Below are 16,282 nucleotides of genomic sequence, written 5' to 3' on the forward strand. Positions count from 1 at the left end.
CCGGTCACCGACGGGTTCACCGGCCGCGTCACCGACCTCACCGTCGTCGGCCTGTGGCGGCCCCGGGCCGCCGACGACCCGTACTGGCGGCTGGCCCCCGAGACCACGACCGGCGTGCAACCCGGCACGGCCACGTACGGTCCGCTGACCGTGGACCGCGCCGACTTCGTCCGCCACTTCCTCACCAACGCCTCCGCCGGCTGGCTGATCACCCCGACGTCGGCGCGGCCACCGGCACCGCGGACCTCGACCGGCTCGCCGACGCCGCCGACGCCGCCACCGGACTGGCCACCACCGCCGGACTCGGTGACTCCGGCACCGCCACCACCGCCCTCGACGACCTGGTCGACCGGATCCAACGCGCCGCCCTGGTCGGCCGGTCCGCCCTGGTCACCCCGATGCTGCTGGTCGCCGTCCTCGGCGGGTACACGCTGCTGCTGGTGGCGGCGCTGCTCGGTGAGAAGCGCCGCGCCGAGACCGCGCTGCTGCGCGCCCGCGGCGCCGCCCGCTGGCAGCTCGCCGGCCTCGCCGGCCGGGAGGCCGCACTGGTCGTCGCCCCGGCGATCCTGCTCGCCCCACCGCTGGCCACGGAACTGCTGCGGCACGCAGGACGGATACCGGCGCTGGCCGAGGCGTCGCTGCGCCTGCAACCACGCCTGGACGTCCTCACCTGGACCGCCGCGCTCCTCGTGGCCGCCGGGTGCGCGCTGGCCATGCTCGGCCCGAACCTGCGCCGGGGCGACAGCTACGTCGCCGACCTGGCCGCCCGGTCCCGGCCCGGCCGCCGGGGCGCGGTGCAACGCGCCGGTGCCGACGTCGTCCTCGTCGTGGTCGCCCTGCTCGGCTAGTACCAGCTGCGGTCGTACTCGTCGCCGCTGTCCGGTGTCGGCGGCGACCTGGCCGCCGACCCGCTGCTCGCCGCCGCCCCCACCATCGGCGTGCTCGCCGGTGCCGTGGCGGCCCTGCGGATCCTGCCGCCGCTGACCCGCCTCGCGCAGCGGTACGTCGACCGCACCCGCGCCACCGCCGCGATGCTCGGCAGGTGGCAGGCCGGACGCCGCCCCCACGCCGGCCCGGTGCTGCTCGTCGCCCTCGCCGTCGCGGTCAGCGCCCTCGCCTGGTCCCTGGCCGGCACGACCGGACGGTCCCTGACCGACCAGGCCGACCACCGGGTCGGCGCCGACCTGCGGCTGACCGAGACCGCCGGCACCCCACCCGCCGACCGGGCCGCGCAACTGGCCCGGCTGCCCGGCGTGACCGCCGCGCTGCCCGCCTGGCGGGCCACCCTCAGCCTCGGCGCGACCGCGCAGCCGGCGTCGCTGGTCGCCGTCGACGCCGGCACCGCCACCGGCGTCGTGCGGCTGCGCCCCGACCTTGCCGACGTGTTCACGCAGGTCACCCGGGCCCGCGTCGACGCACCCCACACCGCCCTGCCGGTCGGGGCGCGACGCCTGACCGGCCGGTTCACCGGCACCGTCACCGCCACCGACACCACCGCCCCGGTGCGTGCCTTCGCGGTGTTCGCCGAACCCGCCGGCACACACCGCCGGGTGCCGTTGGGCGCCAGCCGGGACGGACGGGCGGTCGACTTCACCGTCGACCTGCCCCAGGACCCGGCCCGGCTGGCCGGGTTCACCGTCGAGACCACCGGCCCCGCCAAGCTGGTCGTCGACTGGCAGCTACGTGACCTGCGCGCCGACAGCAGGCCCGTCGACCTGGGCGGCGGGCCGTGGCACACCGTCGACCGCGGTGGCGTGACCCGCGACGGCACCACCGCCACCGCCGCCGGTGACACCCTCACCGCCCGCTGGGTACGCGACGACGACACCCGCCGGGGTCGGGGCGGCTCCCCCGTGCGCCTGGCCGTCACCCGGCCGGCGGCCGGCCGGGTGCCGCTGCTGGTCACCCCGCAGGCCCTGGCCGCGCTCCGGTTGGCCGTCGGCGACGACACCCGGCTGTTCCTCGGCGCGGCCGAGGTCGACGTCCACGTCGTCGGCACCGTCGAGGCGTTCCCCGGCGACACCGCCGCCGCCACCGTCTTCGCCGACCTGCCGTCACTGCGCGACCGGATCTTCCACGACCGGGGACTCACCCGCGATGTGCAGGAATGGTGGCTGTCGGTGCCGACCGACCGGCACGACGACGCGGTGACCGCCGCCGGCGCGCTGACCGGCGTGGACGTGCTCGACCGGCAGGCGGTCGCCCGGGACCTGGCCGGTGACCCGTTCGGCGCGGGCGCGCGCGGCGCGCTGTTCGCCGCCGCCCTCGGGGCGGTGCTGCTGGCCGCCGTCGGTATCGCCGTCGACGTCAGCGCCACCGCCCGCCGCCGGGCCACCGAACTGGCCGTGCTGCGCGCCCTCGGCGCGACCCACCGCACCGTCACCCGGTCCCTGGTGACCGAACAGGCGTTCCTCGCCGGCACCGGCGTGGCCGTCGGCCTGGTCGCGGCGGCGCTGGTCACCGGCGCGCCGAGACTGACCAACGGCCTCGCCGACCGGAGCCTGCACGCCGATCTGGCCCCCCTGCCCCACCAGGTACGCGACCTGACCATCGAGGTCCGTGCCGGCGCCGACGGGGCCACCCCGACCGGAGCGGCCGGTGCGCTCGAACGCTTCCACGCCGCCCTGCCGCAGCCGCTGTCCGCCCTGGTCGACCAGCGGTGGCAGGCGGCCGCCGTCGCCGCCGACACCGCGACCGCCTCCGGCGACGTCGGCCCGCTCGCCGAGGGCGGCACCGTCCGCCTCGGACTGCGCACCCAGACCGGCCTGCCCGAGGCGACCCGGCTGACCGCCGGAACGTGGCCCCGCACCGACCTCGGCCGGCCCGTGCAGGTCGCCGTGTCGCAGGCCGTCGCCGACACCCTCGCCCTGCGTCCCGGGGTGCGCCTCGGCGTCGCCGCACCCGGACAACCCCCCGCCGACCTGCTCGTGACCGGGGTGTTCCAACCGGCCCGCCCCGCCGACCCGCTCTGGGCGGCCATGCCCCAGGCGGTGGAACCGCTGCTGCCGATCAACGACGGCGATCCGTTCGTGGCCGTCGCGGTCACCGACCCCGCCGGCCTGGCCGCCGCCGGCCGGGCCGGGCTGCCCGTCACCCACTCCTGGCGGTAGCGGTTCGACCACGACCGGATCAACTCCTCGACGATCGAACCGGTCGCCGCCGCCGTCGGCGCGGCCCGACGCACCCAGTGGCTGCCCGGCGCGACCGTGCAGACCTCCCTGGACACCCAACTGGTGCGCTTCGGCGCGCAACTCACCTCGGTCCGCAACCTGCTGGCCGTGGCGCAGGCCGAACTGCTGGCCAGCCTGCTCGGGCTGATCCTGCTCGCCGCCCGGGTGGCCGGGCAGACCCGCCTCGCCGAACTGACCCCGCTGCGGTCACGGGGCGCGTCGCTGGCCGCCATCGGCCGGCACACCCTCGCCGAGGCGGCCCTGCCGCAACCGGCCGCGGTGACCGCCGGGGCGCTGCTCGCGCTGGCGGCACCCGGACGCGACGGCGGAACCTGGTGGGCCCTGCCGCTGATCGCCGCCGTCACCACCGCCGCGGTGCCGGTGTTCGCGATGGCCGGGCAGCGGCACGTCGCCGTGGTCGACGGCCGGCAGGACCTGACCCGGACCCGCCCGTCGGCGCGCCGCGTCGCCGTCGAGGTCACCGTGCTGCTGGCGGCCGTCGGAGGGCTGGTCCTGCTGCGCCGCCGGGGCCTGGACCCCGGCGGCGACGTTGACGTCTACCTCGCGGCGGTGCCGGTGCTGCTGGCCGCCGCGGTGGCCCTGCTCACCCTGCGGGCCCTGCCCTGGCCGCTGCGGCTGCTCGACCGGGCCGCCGCCCGGGCCCGGGGCGCGCTGCTGTTCTTCGGCGTGGCCCGTGCCGGCCGGGGCACGCCGGTGACCACCGCCCCCCTCGCGGTGCTGGTCGTCGCGGTCAGCACCGGCGTGTTCAGCGCGGTCGTCACCGACACCGTCGGCCGGGCCCGGGACACCGCCGCCGACCTGAGCGTGCCCGCCGACGCCTGGCTCACCGGGTACGCCTTCGCCTCGGACACCGCCGGACGGCTCGCCGACGTCGACGGGGTACGGGCGCTCACCCCGGTGCGCATCGACTCGAACCGGCCGCTGCGTTCCGGCACCGACCTACAGGCCCGTACCATCGGCACCGCCCGGATCATGGTGGTCGACGCGCCCGCGTTCGCCCGGGTCGCCGCGGCCAGTGGCGTCGACGTGGACGTGCCGGCAGTGCTGCGCGCCGCCGCGCGGGGCGACGGTCCGGTGCCGGCGGTGGTGTCACCCGGCGTCGCCGCGGCCGTCGACGACACCGCCGCCGCGGACGTGCAGAGCCGCCTGTACCCGTTCCGGGTGGCCGGGGTGGCGGACACCTTCCCCGGCGTGGACCTGGGCACCGACCGGTTCGTGGTGCTGCCCTGGCAGGCGCTGGCCGAGTACGAGCACACCCCGATCGTCGCCAACCGGTACCTGCTCGCCACCGACCGGCACGACCCGGCGGTGCTGCTGCGCACCGCCGACGACGGGCAGCGGCGGTGGCAGTCGGCGGTGCTGGGCAGCGAGGTCGACGCACCCAAGGTGCCGGCACAGCTGCTCACCCGACGCGCGTACCGGGACGGGCTGGACCGTACCGGCGGCAACGACGTGATCACCCTGGCGTTCACCGTCGGCGCGGTCGGCGGCGGCGCGCTGGCCGTCGTCGCCGTCGGGTTCGCGGTGCTCGCCGATGCCCGCGCCCGCGCCCGGCTGCTGTCCCGGCTGCGCACCCTCGGCTTCTCCGAGGGGCAGGGCCACCGGCTGCTGGTGTACGAACTCGTGCCGCTGGTGGCGGTCGCCGCGCTGGCCGGCGCCGCCGTCGGGGTTGCCCTGCCGGGGCTGATCGGCCCGGCGCTCGGGCTGTCCGCGTTCACCCCCGGCGTCACCGCCGGCTGGTACCTGGACCCGCTGGTCGTCGGCGCGGTGCTCGGGCTGGTCGCGGTGGGCTTGGCGGCCGGGCTGGGCATGGAGATTCTGGTGAACCGACGGACGCGTCCCAGCGAGGCGCTCCGGCTGGGAGAGGAGAACCCGTAACCGCCGTCCACACCGTCCCGGACCTGGTGTCGTTGCAGCAGCGCGCCGCCGACCGGGCCGCCGACCGCGCCGGAGGCGCCGACCGGCTGCGCGGCCACATCGTCTGCGACGGCCTGGTGCGCATATTCAAGACCGACGGGGTGGAGGTCGTCGCGTTGCAGGGCCTCGACCTGGTCGTCGACCGGGGGGAACTGCTGGCCGTCGTCGGTGCCTCCGGCTCCGGCAAGTCGACCGTGCTGAACATCCTCTCCGGACTGGACGTACCCACCGCCGGGATCGCCCGGGTCGCCGGGTACGACCTGCTGACCATGTCGGCGCGCAAGCGCCTGGCCTACCGTCGGCGGACCGTCGGATTCGTGTGGCAGCAGACCGCCCGGAACCTGCTGCCCTACCTGAGCGCGGCGGAGAACGTCGAACTGCCCATGCGGCTGGCCGGCCGGCGGGGCCGCGTCGCCCGTCGGCGGGCCGCGGAACTGCTGGACATGGTCGGGGTGGGACACTGCGCGGACCGTCGGCCGGCCCGGATGAGCGGCGGGGAGCAGCAGCGTTGCGCGGTGGCGGTGGCGGTGGCCAACGACCCGGAGGTGCTCCTCGCCGACGAGCCGACCGGGGAGCTCGACGAGAACACCGCCGCGGAGGTGTTCGGGGCGCTGCGCACCATCAACGCCGAACTGGGTGTCACCGTCGTGGTGGTCACCCACGACCACGCGGTCGCCACCCAGGTCCGCCGGACCGTCGCCATCCGCGACGGCCGCACCGCCAGCGAGGTACGCCGCCGTGCGCGCGTCGGCGCCGACGGCGTCGAGGAACTGGTCACCGAGGAGTACGCGGTGCTCGACCGCACCGGCCGGATGCCGCTGCCCGCCGCGTTCGTCGACGCCCTCGCACTGCGTGACCGGGTCCGGCTCACCCTGGAACCCGACCACGTGCAGGTGCACCCGGGCAGCGGACAGAAGGAGCAGCAGTGAGCGAGAACCTGGTCTCGTCGAGGGCGTCGGCCGGGAGTTCCCCGGCGTCGGGCAGGTGGTGCACGCCCTGCGGGACGAGCAGGTCGCCCTGGCCCGGGCCCTGGCCAACGACCCGGCGCTGCTGATCGCCGACGAACCGACCGGGCAGTTGGACTCGGAGACCGGTCAGGCGGTGATGGACCTGCTGCGGGCGCTGGTCCGCACCCGGGGCATGACCGCGCTGGTGGCCACGCACGACCCGGCGCTGGTGGAGGCCGCCGACCAGGTGGTGACCCTGCGCGACGGCCGGCGGGTCGACGCCCCGGTGCCCGCCTGACGCGGGGCGGTCAGAACGGGTCGCCGCAGACCCGCCAGCCGTCGTCCTCCCGCACCACCGGCAGTTCCCGCTCCTCGCTGCGACCCCCGTCGCGGATGAGCCGTACGGTCACCGTGCCGGTGGGTTTCCCGTCGCGGGTGCTCACCGACACGTCGGTGACCTGGTGTCCGGTCACCACCGGCGGGGTGCGCACCCAGGCCGCGAACCCGACCGGGCTCCACCGGGTGCGCGCCGACGCGCAGAGCCGCCGGTACGCCCGGTCGGCGTCCCCGGCTGCCACCTCCGTCAGGAACGCCTCGGCGGTCTCGCGGACCGGGGCGTCGGCCTGCCGCACCGCCTGCACGTTCCACACGCCCAGCCCGGTCACCCCGACGCAGCACAGGCCCAGCAGCGCGCCGGCCACCACCAGCCCGGCCCGCACCGGCCGGTGCGGGCGGTGCGGGCGGGACCAGTGCGCCGAGGACATGATGACCAACGGTAGATAATCCGACACCCGCCGCGCAGGAAGTCGCGCCTGTCGCCGCGCCCGGGGATCGTCTACCGTCGACGCGAGCCCCTGTCCCCCTCGCCAGGAGTGACGCATGGTCCGCTTCGTGCAGCCGGTGTCGGCACCCGCCGACCCGTACGTCGGTGACCCGCTGCTGCGGTCGTGGCTGGAGCGGCAGCTCGGCCCGGCCGGACACGCCGCCGCCAGGGGCCGCCTGACGGAGCTGGCCGCCGACGTGACCGGCCCGCTGCGCGCCGCGCACGCCGGCGCCGAGGCCCACCCGCCCACCCTGGTCCGCTACGACCCGTGGGGCGCCCGGATCGACCGGGTCGACACGTCCGCCGGGTGGCGGACGCAGCGGGCCGCCGCCGCCCGGCACGCCGTGGTCGCCCTGCCCTACCTGGAGTCCGCGCGCGGTGAGTGGGGCGCGGCGGCCCGGATCGTGCAGCACGCCCTGCTGCACCTGTACGGGGCGGAGTCGGCGACGTTCTCCTGCCCGGTGGCGATGGCCGACGGCGCGGCGGCGCTGCTGTCCCGTCCCGAGGTCGACGCCGCCGTGCGCGACGCGTGGCTGCCCCGGCTGACCGCCACCGACCCGGACGTGGCGATCACCAGCGGCCAGTGGATGACCGAGTCGCAGGGCGGCTCGGACCTGGCCCGCTCCAGCACCATCGCCCGCCCTGCCCGTGAGGGGTCGTGGCGGCTGACCGGCGAGAAGTGGTTCTGCTCGGCGGTCGACTCGGCGATGGCGGTGGCCCTGGCCCGGCCGGAGGGAGCCGGCAGGGGCAGCCGGGTCCTCGCCCCGTTCCTGGTGCCCCGCTACGCCGCCGACTCCCCCCTCGCCGACGGCCGGGCCCCGGACGCGTGCGCACCGGGGGTGCGGATCCACCGGCTCAAGGACAAGCTCGGCACCCGGGCGTTGCCCACCGCCGAGGTCGGCCTGCGGGACGCGTACGCGCTGCCGCTGGGCGACCCGACGCAGCCCGGCCTGGTCCGGGCGATGACCCTGGTGGTGGTCACCCGGCTGCACAACGCGGCCGCCGCCGTGTCCGGGATGCGCCGGGGTCTCGCGTACGCGCGGGCCTACGCCGACGCCCGGCAGGTCGCCGGGGGCCGGTTGGTCGACTCGCCGCTGCACCGGGCCACCCTCGGCACCCTCGGGGTGGACACCGCTGGCGCGTTCGTCCTGGCCGGACACGCGTTCGCGCTGTTCGGCCGGGTCGAGGTGGGTGCCGACCCGGACGCCGCCGCCGAACTGCGGGTCGTCGCGCCGCTGGCGAAGCTGGCCACCGGGCGGCTCGCCGTCGCCTGCGCCAGCGAGTACGTGGAGGCGTTCGGCGGGGCCGGCTACGTGGAGGACACCGGGGTGCCGCGGCTGCTGCGCGACGCGCAGGTCCTGCCGATCTGGGAGGGCACCACGAACGTGCTCGCCCTGGACGTGCTGCGCGCGGTCACCCGGGAGGACGCGGCCCGGCCGTTGCTGCGCCGCCTCGCCGCCGCCGCCGACACCGCCCGCAGCCTGTCCCCCGCCCTGGCGCACACCCTGACCGCGGTCACCGAGGAACTGCGGGACACCTTCGCCGCGGTCACCGCCGACCCGGGCGGGGTGGAGGCGGTCGCCGGGGCCCGCGCGGTGGCGTTGCGCGCCGCGTACGCCCTGACGGCGGCGCTGCTGGTCGAGCACGCCGCCTGGGGCGACGGGGCGGCCGAGGTGGCGGCCCGGCTGTGGGCGCGGCGCTGGCTGCGGCACGAGGAGATCGCCGTGGACGCCCACCAGAACCTGGACCTGCTCTGCTGACGCTGCGTCCCGGAGCACCGGGCCGGGAAGCCTCAGCCGGGTGACCGCCGGGACCGGGCCGCCCAGATCACGTACGCCGGGTCCCGGTCGAGGTTGTGCCGGTCCCGGTCGTAGCGTCGGGTGGTGCGCGGGTCGGCGTGGCCCATCGCGTCCTGCACGTCCTCGAGGGGGACGCCCTCGGCGCGGGCGGTGGTGGCGAAGGCGTGCCGCAGCGAGTGCGGGGACAGTCTCGCCCAGGCGGGGATTCCGGCCTCCCGGGCCAGCCGGCGGACCAGCCGGAACACCGAGTGCCGGTCGAGTCGGCCTCCGGTGGCGGTGACCAGCAGCGGCCCGGTCAACTCGTGCACGGCCACGCCCTGCCCGTCCGCCCGCGCCGCCAGGTACGCGTCGAGCGCGTACGCGGTGCCCGGGGTCAGTGCCCGCCGCCGCGACCGGCCGCCCTTGCCGACGAACCGCACGCTACGGTGACCGCGCTCCACGCCGAGGTCGTCGAGGTTCAGCGACACCAGTTCCCCGACCCGCAGCCCGAGGTCGGCCAGGAGCGCCACCACGGCCCGGTTCCGTACGGCAGTCGGACCGGTGGCGGCCTGCGCCGCCGCGAGCAGCGCGTCGACCTCCTGCGGGGTGAGTCCGACGGTGGCCGAGTGATCCCGGTCGACGCGCGGCCGGTCGGCACCGGAGACCGGGTTGGCGTCGATGGCGCGCAGTTTGACCAGGAAGTCGTACCAGCTGGACAGCGCGGAGAGTTTACGGGCGACGGTTGCCGGGGTCAGCGGGCGGCCCGTCCGCGCGGCGAGGGTCGACTCCAGGTCCCGGCCGTAGGCGTTGACGTGCAGGAAGTTGGCCCGCAACGGGTCGATGTCCTGGGCCGCGCACCAGGTCAGCCAGCCGGCGACGTCGCGCCGGTAGGCGTCGCGGGTGTGCGTGGACAGCCGTCGGTTGGCGAGCCACGCCTCGGTGAAGTCGACCGGGCCGTCGGGCAGGGCGGGCGTCGGCGCGGTGCCCGACAGCACCGGAAGGTCGGAATACGACATACCGGAAAGGCTCTCAGGTCCGGGCCGGGTTGGCGACGAGGCGCGCCCGGCCGGTTCCTGCCGTCCCGGTTGGTCGGTACGCCTTTTCGCGCATGGGCTTCGCGTATTTGTCAGGCACGTTCGCCGTCAACATAATCGGGGTCCGGAAACCGCGTGACCGCACGTGCCGTCGCGCTGCGCGGGCACGAGCGCACCCGAGATCAGGGAAAGGGGACGGAGCGACGAGCCGGCGGGACCGTTGCTCCACATCATCCTATGGGAATTGATCACCACGGTCGTACGCACCGCCTGGACTGGGAGGACGCCACGCTACGAAAGTGGGACTGCACCGTCCTGTGGTCGGATCCCGCGGATCCCGACCAGGGCATCGTGCTGGACCGCTCCGCCTTCTACCCCGGCGGTGGCGGACAACCACCGGACCACGGGGTGCTCATCTGGCAGGGCGTGCAGACCAGGATCGTCGGTACCCGCAAGGGCGACGACCTCTACCTGCTGCCCGCGCCCGGTGACCCGGTGCCGCCGCCCGGGACGACCGTCGTGGGGGCGATCGACGACGACCGCCGCTCCGCCCTGATGCGGACCCACTCCGGGCTGCACGTGCTCTGCGGGGCCGTCTTCCGTGACTTCAACGCCCTGGTGACCGGCGGCAACATGGAGCCCGGCGAGGCCCGGATGGACTTCAACCTGCCGGAGGTGCCACCCGGGTTCAAGCAGAGCCTGGAGGACGCGGTGAACGCCGAGATCGCCGCCGACCGGAAGATCGTCGTCCGGTTGATCTCCGCGGAGGAGGCCAACGCGATCCCCGACCTGGTGCGCACCCAGTTCGTGGCTCCGCCGACCATGCCCCAGGTCCGCGTCGTCGACATCGTCGGTCTCGACGTGCAGGCCGACGGGGGCACCCACGTCGCCTCCACCGGGCAGATCGGCCGGGTGGTCGTCACCAAGGTCGAGAGCAAGGGCCGACAGAACCGGCGGGTCCGGATCAAGCTGGTGTCCTGAGCCGACACCCCGCGTCCCGCGGGTACGGCACCCGCGGGACGCGTCACCGACGCCACGGTCAGGAGTTGATCTCCCTGCGGCCGTTGCCGTTGGTGAGGACGGCGACCCGGCGCGGCTTGGCCCGCTCGGCCACCGGGATCCGCAGGGTGAGGACCCCGTTGTCGTAGCCGGCCTCCAGCCGGTCGGTGTCGAGGGTGTCGCCGAGGAAGAGCCGTCGGGTGAAGGTCCCCATCGGTCGTTCGGCGGCGACGAGTTCCACGTTGTCCCCGGTGGGTCGACGGCGTTCCGCCCTGACGGTCAGCACGTTGCGCTCCACGGTGCAGTCGATGCTGTCCGGGTCCACCCCGGGCAGGTCGAACGCGGCGTAGAAGTGGTCACCGTCGCGGTAGGCGTCGAGGTGCATCACCGCCGGGCGGGCGGCGGTGCCGAAGACCTGGTCGGCGAGCCGGTCGATCTCCCGGAACGGGTCGGTACGCATCAGCATGGTGTGCCTCCTCGGTTCTCCTGGGCCGAAGGATTCAAGTTGAGTCTGGTCGACTCAAGCCCTTCTCCTTTGATAGCGCGCCCCCGCGGCGTCGTCAAGTCGATCCGACCGCCGTCCCCGAGAGGCGTTGACCCTCCCCCCTCGGGCAGACCCCAGGCTGGTCCGTGCCGGTCACCCGGACCGGCACGAGGAGGATGGCGACGTGGGGCTGCTGACCATCGGGGCGTTCGCCCGGGCGGCACGGCTGACGCCGAAGGCGTTACGCCTGTACGACGAACTGGGCCTGCTGCCACCGGCGGCGGTGCACGCCGAGTCCGGGTACCGGCTCTACGACCCGACACAACTCGACCGGGCACGGCTGATCGCCCGACTCCGCCGCATCGGCATGCCACTGACCGAGATCCGTGACGTGTGCGACCTCGACCACGCGGCGGCGGCTGAGGCCGTCACCGCGTACTGGCAGCAGGTCACCGCCGACACCGCGACCCGCGCCCGACTGGCCGCCCTCCTCGTCCAGGACCTCTCCGGAAGGGGCACCATGTCCGACCCGACCCCCACCATCGTCGTCCGCTCCGCCGCCAGTTGCGACCCCGGCGCCGTACGGGACAGCAACGAGGACGCCGTCTACGCCGGTGACCGGCTGCTGGCCGTCGCCGACGGCATGCGCGGACCCGGCGGCGCCGCGGCCAGCGTCGCCGCCATCGACGCCCTCAAACCGCTGGAACTGACCGACGCGCCGGCCGCCGACCTGCTGACCATGCTGGCCCGCGCGGTCGCCGACGCGCACCGGGTGGTCCGCGGCGCGGGAACCGGCGACCACCAGCCGGTCACCACCCTGACCGCGCTGCTGCGCCACGGCTCCCGGCTGGCCCTGGTGCACGTCGGCGACACCCGGGCGTACCTGCTGCGCGGCGGCGCCCTGTTCCGCCTCACCCAGGACCACACCTGGGTGCAGACCCAGGTCGACCAGGGCCGGCTCGACCCGCACCGGGCCGCCACCCACCCCCGGCGCGCGCTGCTGGTCCGTGCCCTCGGCGGCGGGCACGACGTCGAGGCGGACCTGGCACTGCGCACCGCCCTGCCCGGCGACCGCTACCTGCTCTGCTCCGACGGGCTGCACGCCGTGGTGCCGGGTCGACGCGAACGGTGTGGAGTTCGCCGTCAAGAAGGGGGGCGTGACCACGTACAACGAGGTTCCCGGCGAGTGCGGAAGCTCGTTCGTGTACTTCACCGCCGTGGACACGACGAAGCACTACTCCTCGATCTACACCGGCTACTCGATCCATGCCAGCTGGCCGGGTGCCATCTACACCAACTGGCGGGTTGGTGTCGTCGACAACTACGGGTCGAGCACCAAGCCCTGGAACGACCCGTCCACGCCGACGCACTTCTGGGCGAAGACCCATGGGTTCACTTCCAGCGGTCCTGGCTGGGCCTACGCCGATGTCCTCCTGGGTAGCGTCGCTACCCTGTCCAATGGGACGATCTGCTACTCCCACGGGCCCGAGGCCAGCGCATACCTGTAGCTTCCTCGCCTCTCTGCCGAGGCTGGAAGGCCGAGCACGTTAGATGAGGGGAGCCTCCCGCATGCACGTCCTTCGACCAGGTCAGCACGGTGCGGATGTGAATCTGACGCAGCCGTCACCCGAGGAGATCCATCGCTGGCTCGGAGGCAGGTTCGCCATGCTGGAGGCTCCCCACTATCGCGCCCGCACCATCGGGCAGAGCTGGGAATCCGTCGGCGATCAGGGCGGTGTCCGAAACGCCGAGGTGAGGCTCGGTTACGAACTGGACGACGACACGACCATCGACCTCATCACGGCGCGGGACAACACCGACGGAACCTCCATCGGTAACCGCCTGCGGTCGTGCCTGAGCAACTACCACCTCGGGCTCCTAGGCCGACGGAGCGCCTTTCCCTGGGGAGCCGGACCGCCACCACCGGACTACTTCGAGCGCCTTGAGGCGGACCTTCCGGGAGAGCCCAGTGGAACCCGCGTCATCCCCATCGATGGCCGGGGTGCCAGCTGGATCTACCTCACCTTCCCGGACCTGATCAGCGGGACCCAGCTCGTCGCCTGCGGAACCCGCATCGACACGTCACTGATCATGATCACGGGGACGGAGAGCGCCGTAGCGGACGCCCGGGTGTACCTGTGGCCGCGGCCCGCGCCACTGGCGTCCGAGAAGTAGCCCGTCCTCCTCCAGGATTCGGCAGCCTCACTACACACATCGGCGGGCCAGGAAGACGTCCGGGGCACCCAGCAAGCGCGGCCGGATCAGCCTCTGTCGACCGTCCCGGACGCATCGATAGGTCGCCCGCTCGGACGCAGGGGCCGGTACCCGTCGGCGTCGAGCTGGGCGAGTTCGCCGTCGATGTCGACGGAGTGGGTGCCGTAGAAGTGCACGTTCTCGTGGTGGGTCGGCCAGATGTGCGCGAGGACCTCGTCGTCGACCTGGCGGCCGTCGCGGCGCAGTATACCGACGGCGAGGCCGTGGTACTCGGTCGACCAGCAGACGATGGCGTTGGTGGCCAGGGTGAGGCACCACATCTGCTCGGTCTGCTGCTCGTGGTGTCGGCGGCGCAGCGCTCCCTCGCCGGCGTACGCGAGGGAGCGGCGCAGGGCGTGCAGGTTCTCGCCCTTGTTGAGCTGCCGGGCGATGCGCCGCCGGTAGGTCTCGTCGGCCAGGTACCGGGCGGCGTAGACCGTGCGGCGCAGCGCCCCGTACTCCTTGATCCCGCTGGTCAGCGCGTTCTGCTGCCGTTTCGAGGAGCACAGCTTCCCGACGACCAGTGCTGCGGTCGCGTGTCCGCCCTGCACCGAGGCGGCGACGCGCAGCAGGTCGTCCCAGGTGCTCGTGATCAGGTCGGTGTTCAGGCGACGGGTCAGCAGGCCGCCCGCGCGCGGGTAGCGTGCGAGGAAGTCGGCGTTCGGGCCGGTCCGGTAGAGGGTGATCTTCCCGAGGTCGCGGATGCGCGGCGAGAGTTGCTTGCCGACCAGGTCGAACAGGGCGAAGTTGGCCAGGGTGGCGCCGTGGGTGTCGGTAGCGTGCTCGAACACAGGTAGGTCGGTCTCGTTGCCCAGCAGTCCGTCGAGCACGTAGTGCGACTCCGGCGCGGTCGCCACGATGACCTTCGTGTCGAAGGTCGAGTGCTGGTCGGAGGCGTGGGTGTAGGTGGAGACGCCCTGTCCCCGGGCGAAGTACCGGGACAGGTGCCGGGCGGTGATGGACTTGCCCTTGACCGGGAACCGTTGCCCGTCCGAGGACGACAGGGTGCCGGAGCCGAACGTCTGGGTAAGTGGGAGTCGGTGGTGGTAGTTGACCACTGCGGCGTTCGCGGCTTCCAAGGTCTCGGGGCGGAAGTACCACTCGGCGGTCCAGGCGAGCACGTCGTACGGCACGCCGCAGGACTCGGCCATCGCGGACAGGCCCATGTTCGTGGCTTCCGCGATGATCACGTACAGCAGGTTGCGCTTGAGCTCGGCCGGCCGGGCGACCTTCCCGCCGGCGTGCACCAGGTGATCGGTGAACCCGGTCCGGGCGTCGACCTCCACCAGCACCGAGGCGATCGGCACCCGCGGCAGCATCCCGGCCAGCTCCGCACGCAGCGCGTCGGCCTCGGCGGGCACGTCCTCGGCGGTCAGCGGCGGGATGATCAGGGAGCTTGACCCCTGATCCTGGACATGGGTTTATGCGGCCGGGGCCAGCGTATCTGGTGCTGGCCGGGGGTTCTTCTTCTCGTAGGTGATCGGGGATTGCTGTCCGAGCCGGGAGTGGCGTCGGACGGTGTTGTAGCGGTGTAGCCACCGGAACGTGGTCAGTCGTGCTTCGCGTTCGTCGGTGAAGGCGCGGCGACCTTGGAGGGTCTCGCGTTTGAGGGTGGCGTTGAACGACTCCGCGGCGGCGTTGTCGGCGGAGCTGCCGACCGCGCTCATCGACTGCCGCACCCCGGCCGTGGTGCAGGCCTCGGCGAAGGCCCGGGAGGTGTACTGGGCTCCGTGGTCCGTGTGCATGATCGCCCCTTTCAGGGTGCCCCGGGTGCGCTGCGCGGCGTGGAGGGGCATCGATGACCAGGTCGGTGCGCATGTGATCGGCGATCGCCCAGCCCGCGAGGCGCCGGGAGTGCAGATCGATGACGGTGGCCAGGTAGAGGAAGCCACGGTCACCGACTGGTAGGTAGGTGATGTCGCCGACGTAGCGCTGGTTCGGCGCGCAGGCGGTGAAGTCCCGGCCGATCAGGTCAGGGGCCTTCGTCGCGGCCGGGTCCGGCATCGTCGTCCGCGTTCGTCGGCGCAGTCGTAGACCCTGCACGCCGAAGCGGCGCATCACCCGGGCGACCCGCTTCCGGTTGACCGCCAGGCCGGCATCCCGAAGTTCGGCGGTGATCCGTGGTGCTCCGTAGGTGCCGTCGTGAGCCGTGTGCACAGCCCGGATCCGACCCACGAGAGCCGCATCCGCGGCCTCCCGCGCGGCCCGCGTTTCTGCGGCCGCGCGCCGGACCATCACGATCCAAGGCTCAAGTGTCCAGGATCAGGGGGCAACTCCCCCTGCGGTATGTCCCGCCCCACCGTGCAACGCTCCGACCTGGCCGGCTGGGCCGGATACGGCTACTGCGCCTCACACTCCCGCTTCTTCTGGGGCCTGCGGCTCTACCTGGTGTGCACCCCGACCGGCATGCCGATCCTGTGGGCCCTGGCCAACCCGAAGATCGGCGAACGCGAGGTCCTCGCCGCGATGCTGGACGTCGAGGCCGGCGTGGTCGCCGAGCACGACGGGATCCTGCTGATCAGCGACAAGGGCTTCGCCTCCAAGCCGTTCGAGCGGCAGTTGGCCGAGCAGGGCATCGAACTGCTGCGCCCGTCGCGCAAGCGGGAGAAGGCCCGCTACGGCGAGCCGATGCTCAAGAAGGTCCGACAACTGATCGAGTCGGTCAACGACACCCTCAAGGGTCAGCTTGACCTGGAACAACACGGCGGACGGACCTTCGCCGGTGTTGCTGTCCGTGTCGCCCAACGCCTGCTCGCCATGGCCGCCGCGATCTGGCACAACAACAAGACCGGCGCCCCCGTCACCCGGTCACTGATCGCTTACGACCACTGACCGGGTTTCGGAACTACTCGTCTA

General features: G+C 73.9%; 10 protein-coding genes and 5 pseudogenes. 10 read left to right on the plus strand and 5 right to left on the minus strand.

Annotation, left to right across the window (positions count from 1 at the left end):
• Positions 1 to 53: 53 nt before the first annotated feature.
• From GA0074694_RS22890 to GA0074694_RS22910, 5 genes and pseudogenes are all read left to right on the plus strand, one after another.
• The gene (locus GA0074694_RS22890; RefSeq protein ID WP_091461685.1) at positions 54 to 848 is read left to right on the plus strand and encodes an ABC transporter permease; all 795 of its coding nucleotides are present in this window, start codon (positions 54 to 56) and stop codon (positions 846 to 848) included.
• Positions 849 to 938: 90 nt separating this feature from the next.
• Positions 939 to 3,110, plus strand: a complete 2,172-nt coding sequence (locus GA0074694_RS31935; protein ID WP_091461688.1) for an FtsX-like permease family protein — start codon at positions 939 to 941, stop codon at positions 3,108 to 3,110.
• Positions 3,111 to 3,206: 96 nt separating this feature from the next.
• Positions 3,207 to 5,069, plus strand: a complete 1,863-nt coding sequence (locus GA0074694_RS22900) for an FtsX-like permease family protein (protein ID WP_091461690.1) — start codon at positions 3,207 to 3,209, stop codon at positions 5,067 to 5,069.
• Positions 5,070 to 5,095: 26 nt separating this feature from the next.
• A complete protein-coding gene (locus GA0074694_RS22905) occupies positions 5,096 to 6,037 on the plus strand; it encodes an ABC transporter ATP-binding protein (protein WP_245714857.1) in 942 nt (313 codons plus the stop codon).
• A gap of 82 nt (positions 6,038 to 6,119) precedes the next feature.
• Positions 6,120 to 6,353 (plus strand): annotated as a pseudogene (locus tag GA0074694_RS22910) (ABC transporter ATP-binding protein); the annotation flags it as partial.
• A 10-nt stretch (positions 6,354 to 6,363) separates the two neighbouring features.
• Here GA0074694_RS22910 and GA0074694_RS22915 read toward each other — a convergent pair.
• On the minus strand, positions 6,364 to 6,819 hold the full coding sequence (locus GA0074694_RS22915; protein ID WP_091461692.1) for an Rv0361 family membrane protein: 456 nt from the start codon (positions 6,817 to 6,819) through the stop codon (positions 6,364 to 6,366).
• Positions 6,820 to 6,934: 115 nt separating this feature from the next.
• Between GA0074694_RS22915 and GA0074694_RS22920 the strand changes: the two genes are divergently transcribed.
• Positions 6,935 to 8,638, plus strand: coding sequence for an acyl-CoA dehydrogenase family protein (locus GA0074694_RS22920; protein ID WP_091461694.1), 1,704 nt, complete (start codon positions 6,935 to 6,937; stop codon positions 8,636 to 8,638).
• Between the two features lie 32 nt (positions 8,639 to 8,670).
• Here GA0074694_RS22920 and GA0074694_RS22925 read toward each other — a convergent pair whose 3' ends face one another.
• Positions 8,671 to 9,672 (minus strand): tyrosine-type recombinase/integrase, encoded by a 1,002-nt coding sequence (locus tag GA0074694_RS22925; protein WP_091461696.1) that lies wholly within the window; start codon positions 9,670 to 9,672, stop codon positions 8,671 to 8,673.
• 255 nt (positions 9,673 to 9,927) lie between these two features.
• Between GA0074694_RS22925 and GA0074694_RS22930 the strand changes: the two genes are divergently transcribed.
• Positions 9,928 to 10,671 carry an alanyl-tRNA editing protein gene (locus GA0074694_RS22930; protein ID WP_091461699.1) on the plus strand — a complete coding sequence of 248 codons (744 nt, stop codon included), beginning with the start codon at positions 9,928 to 9,930 and terminating at the stop codon, positions 10,669 to 10,671.
• 58 nt (positions 10,672 to 10,729) lie between these two features.
• Here the strand turns inward: GA0074694_RS22930 and GA0074694_RS22935 are convergent, their stop codons facing one another.
• Complete coding sequence (locus GA0074694_RS22935; protein ID WP_091461702.1) at positions 10,730 to 11,155, minus strand: Hsp20/alpha crystallin family protein; 426 nt, start codon at positions 11,153 to 11,155, stop codon at positions 10,730 to 10,732.
• Between the two features lie 202 nt (positions 11,156 to 11,357).
• On the opposite strand from GA0074694_RS22935, the pseudogene GA0074694_RS22940 reads away from it, so the two are divergent.
• Together GA0074694_RS22940 and GA0074694_RS22945 are read left to right on the plus strand one after the other, a co-directional pair.
• Positions 11,358 to 12,284: pseudogene (locus GA0074694_RS22940) on the plus strand (MerR family transcriptional regulator); the annotation flags it as partial.
• Between the two features lie 554 nt (positions 12,285 to 12,838).
• Positions 12,839 to 13,348, plus strand: a complete 510-nt coding sequence (locus GA0074694_RS22945) for a hypothetical protein (protein ID WP_091461707.1) — start codon at positions 12,839 to 12,841, stop codon at positions 13,346 to 13,348.
• An 86-nt stretch (positions 13,349 to 13,434) separates the two neighbouring features.
• Here the strand turns inward: GA0074694_RS22945 and GA0074694_RS22950 are convergent.
• A pseudogene (locus GA0074694_RS22950) lies at positions 13,435 to 14,817 on the minus strand (Tn3 family transposase); the annotation flags it as partial.
• A gap of 30 nt (positions 14,818 to 14,847) precedes the next feature.
• Positions 14,848 to 15,652 (minus strand): annotated as a pseudogene (locus tag GA0074694_RS33160) (IS3 family transposase); the annotation flags it as partial.
• Positions 15,653 to 15,703: 51 nt separating this feature from the next.
• Between GA0074694_RS33160 and GA0074694_RS22965 the strand changes: the two are divergent.
• Positions 15,704 to 16,258: pseudogene (locus GA0074694_RS22965) on the plus strand (transposase); the annotation flags it as partial.
• Positions 16,259 to 16,282 lie beyond the last annotated feature (24 nt).

Origin of the sequence: Micromonospora inyonensis, assembly GCF_900091415.1 — a bacterium.
In the GTDB taxonomy this organism is placed as follows: Bacteria; Actinomycetota; Actinomycetes; order Mycobacteriales; family Micromonosporaceae; genus Micromonospora; species Micromonospora inyonensis.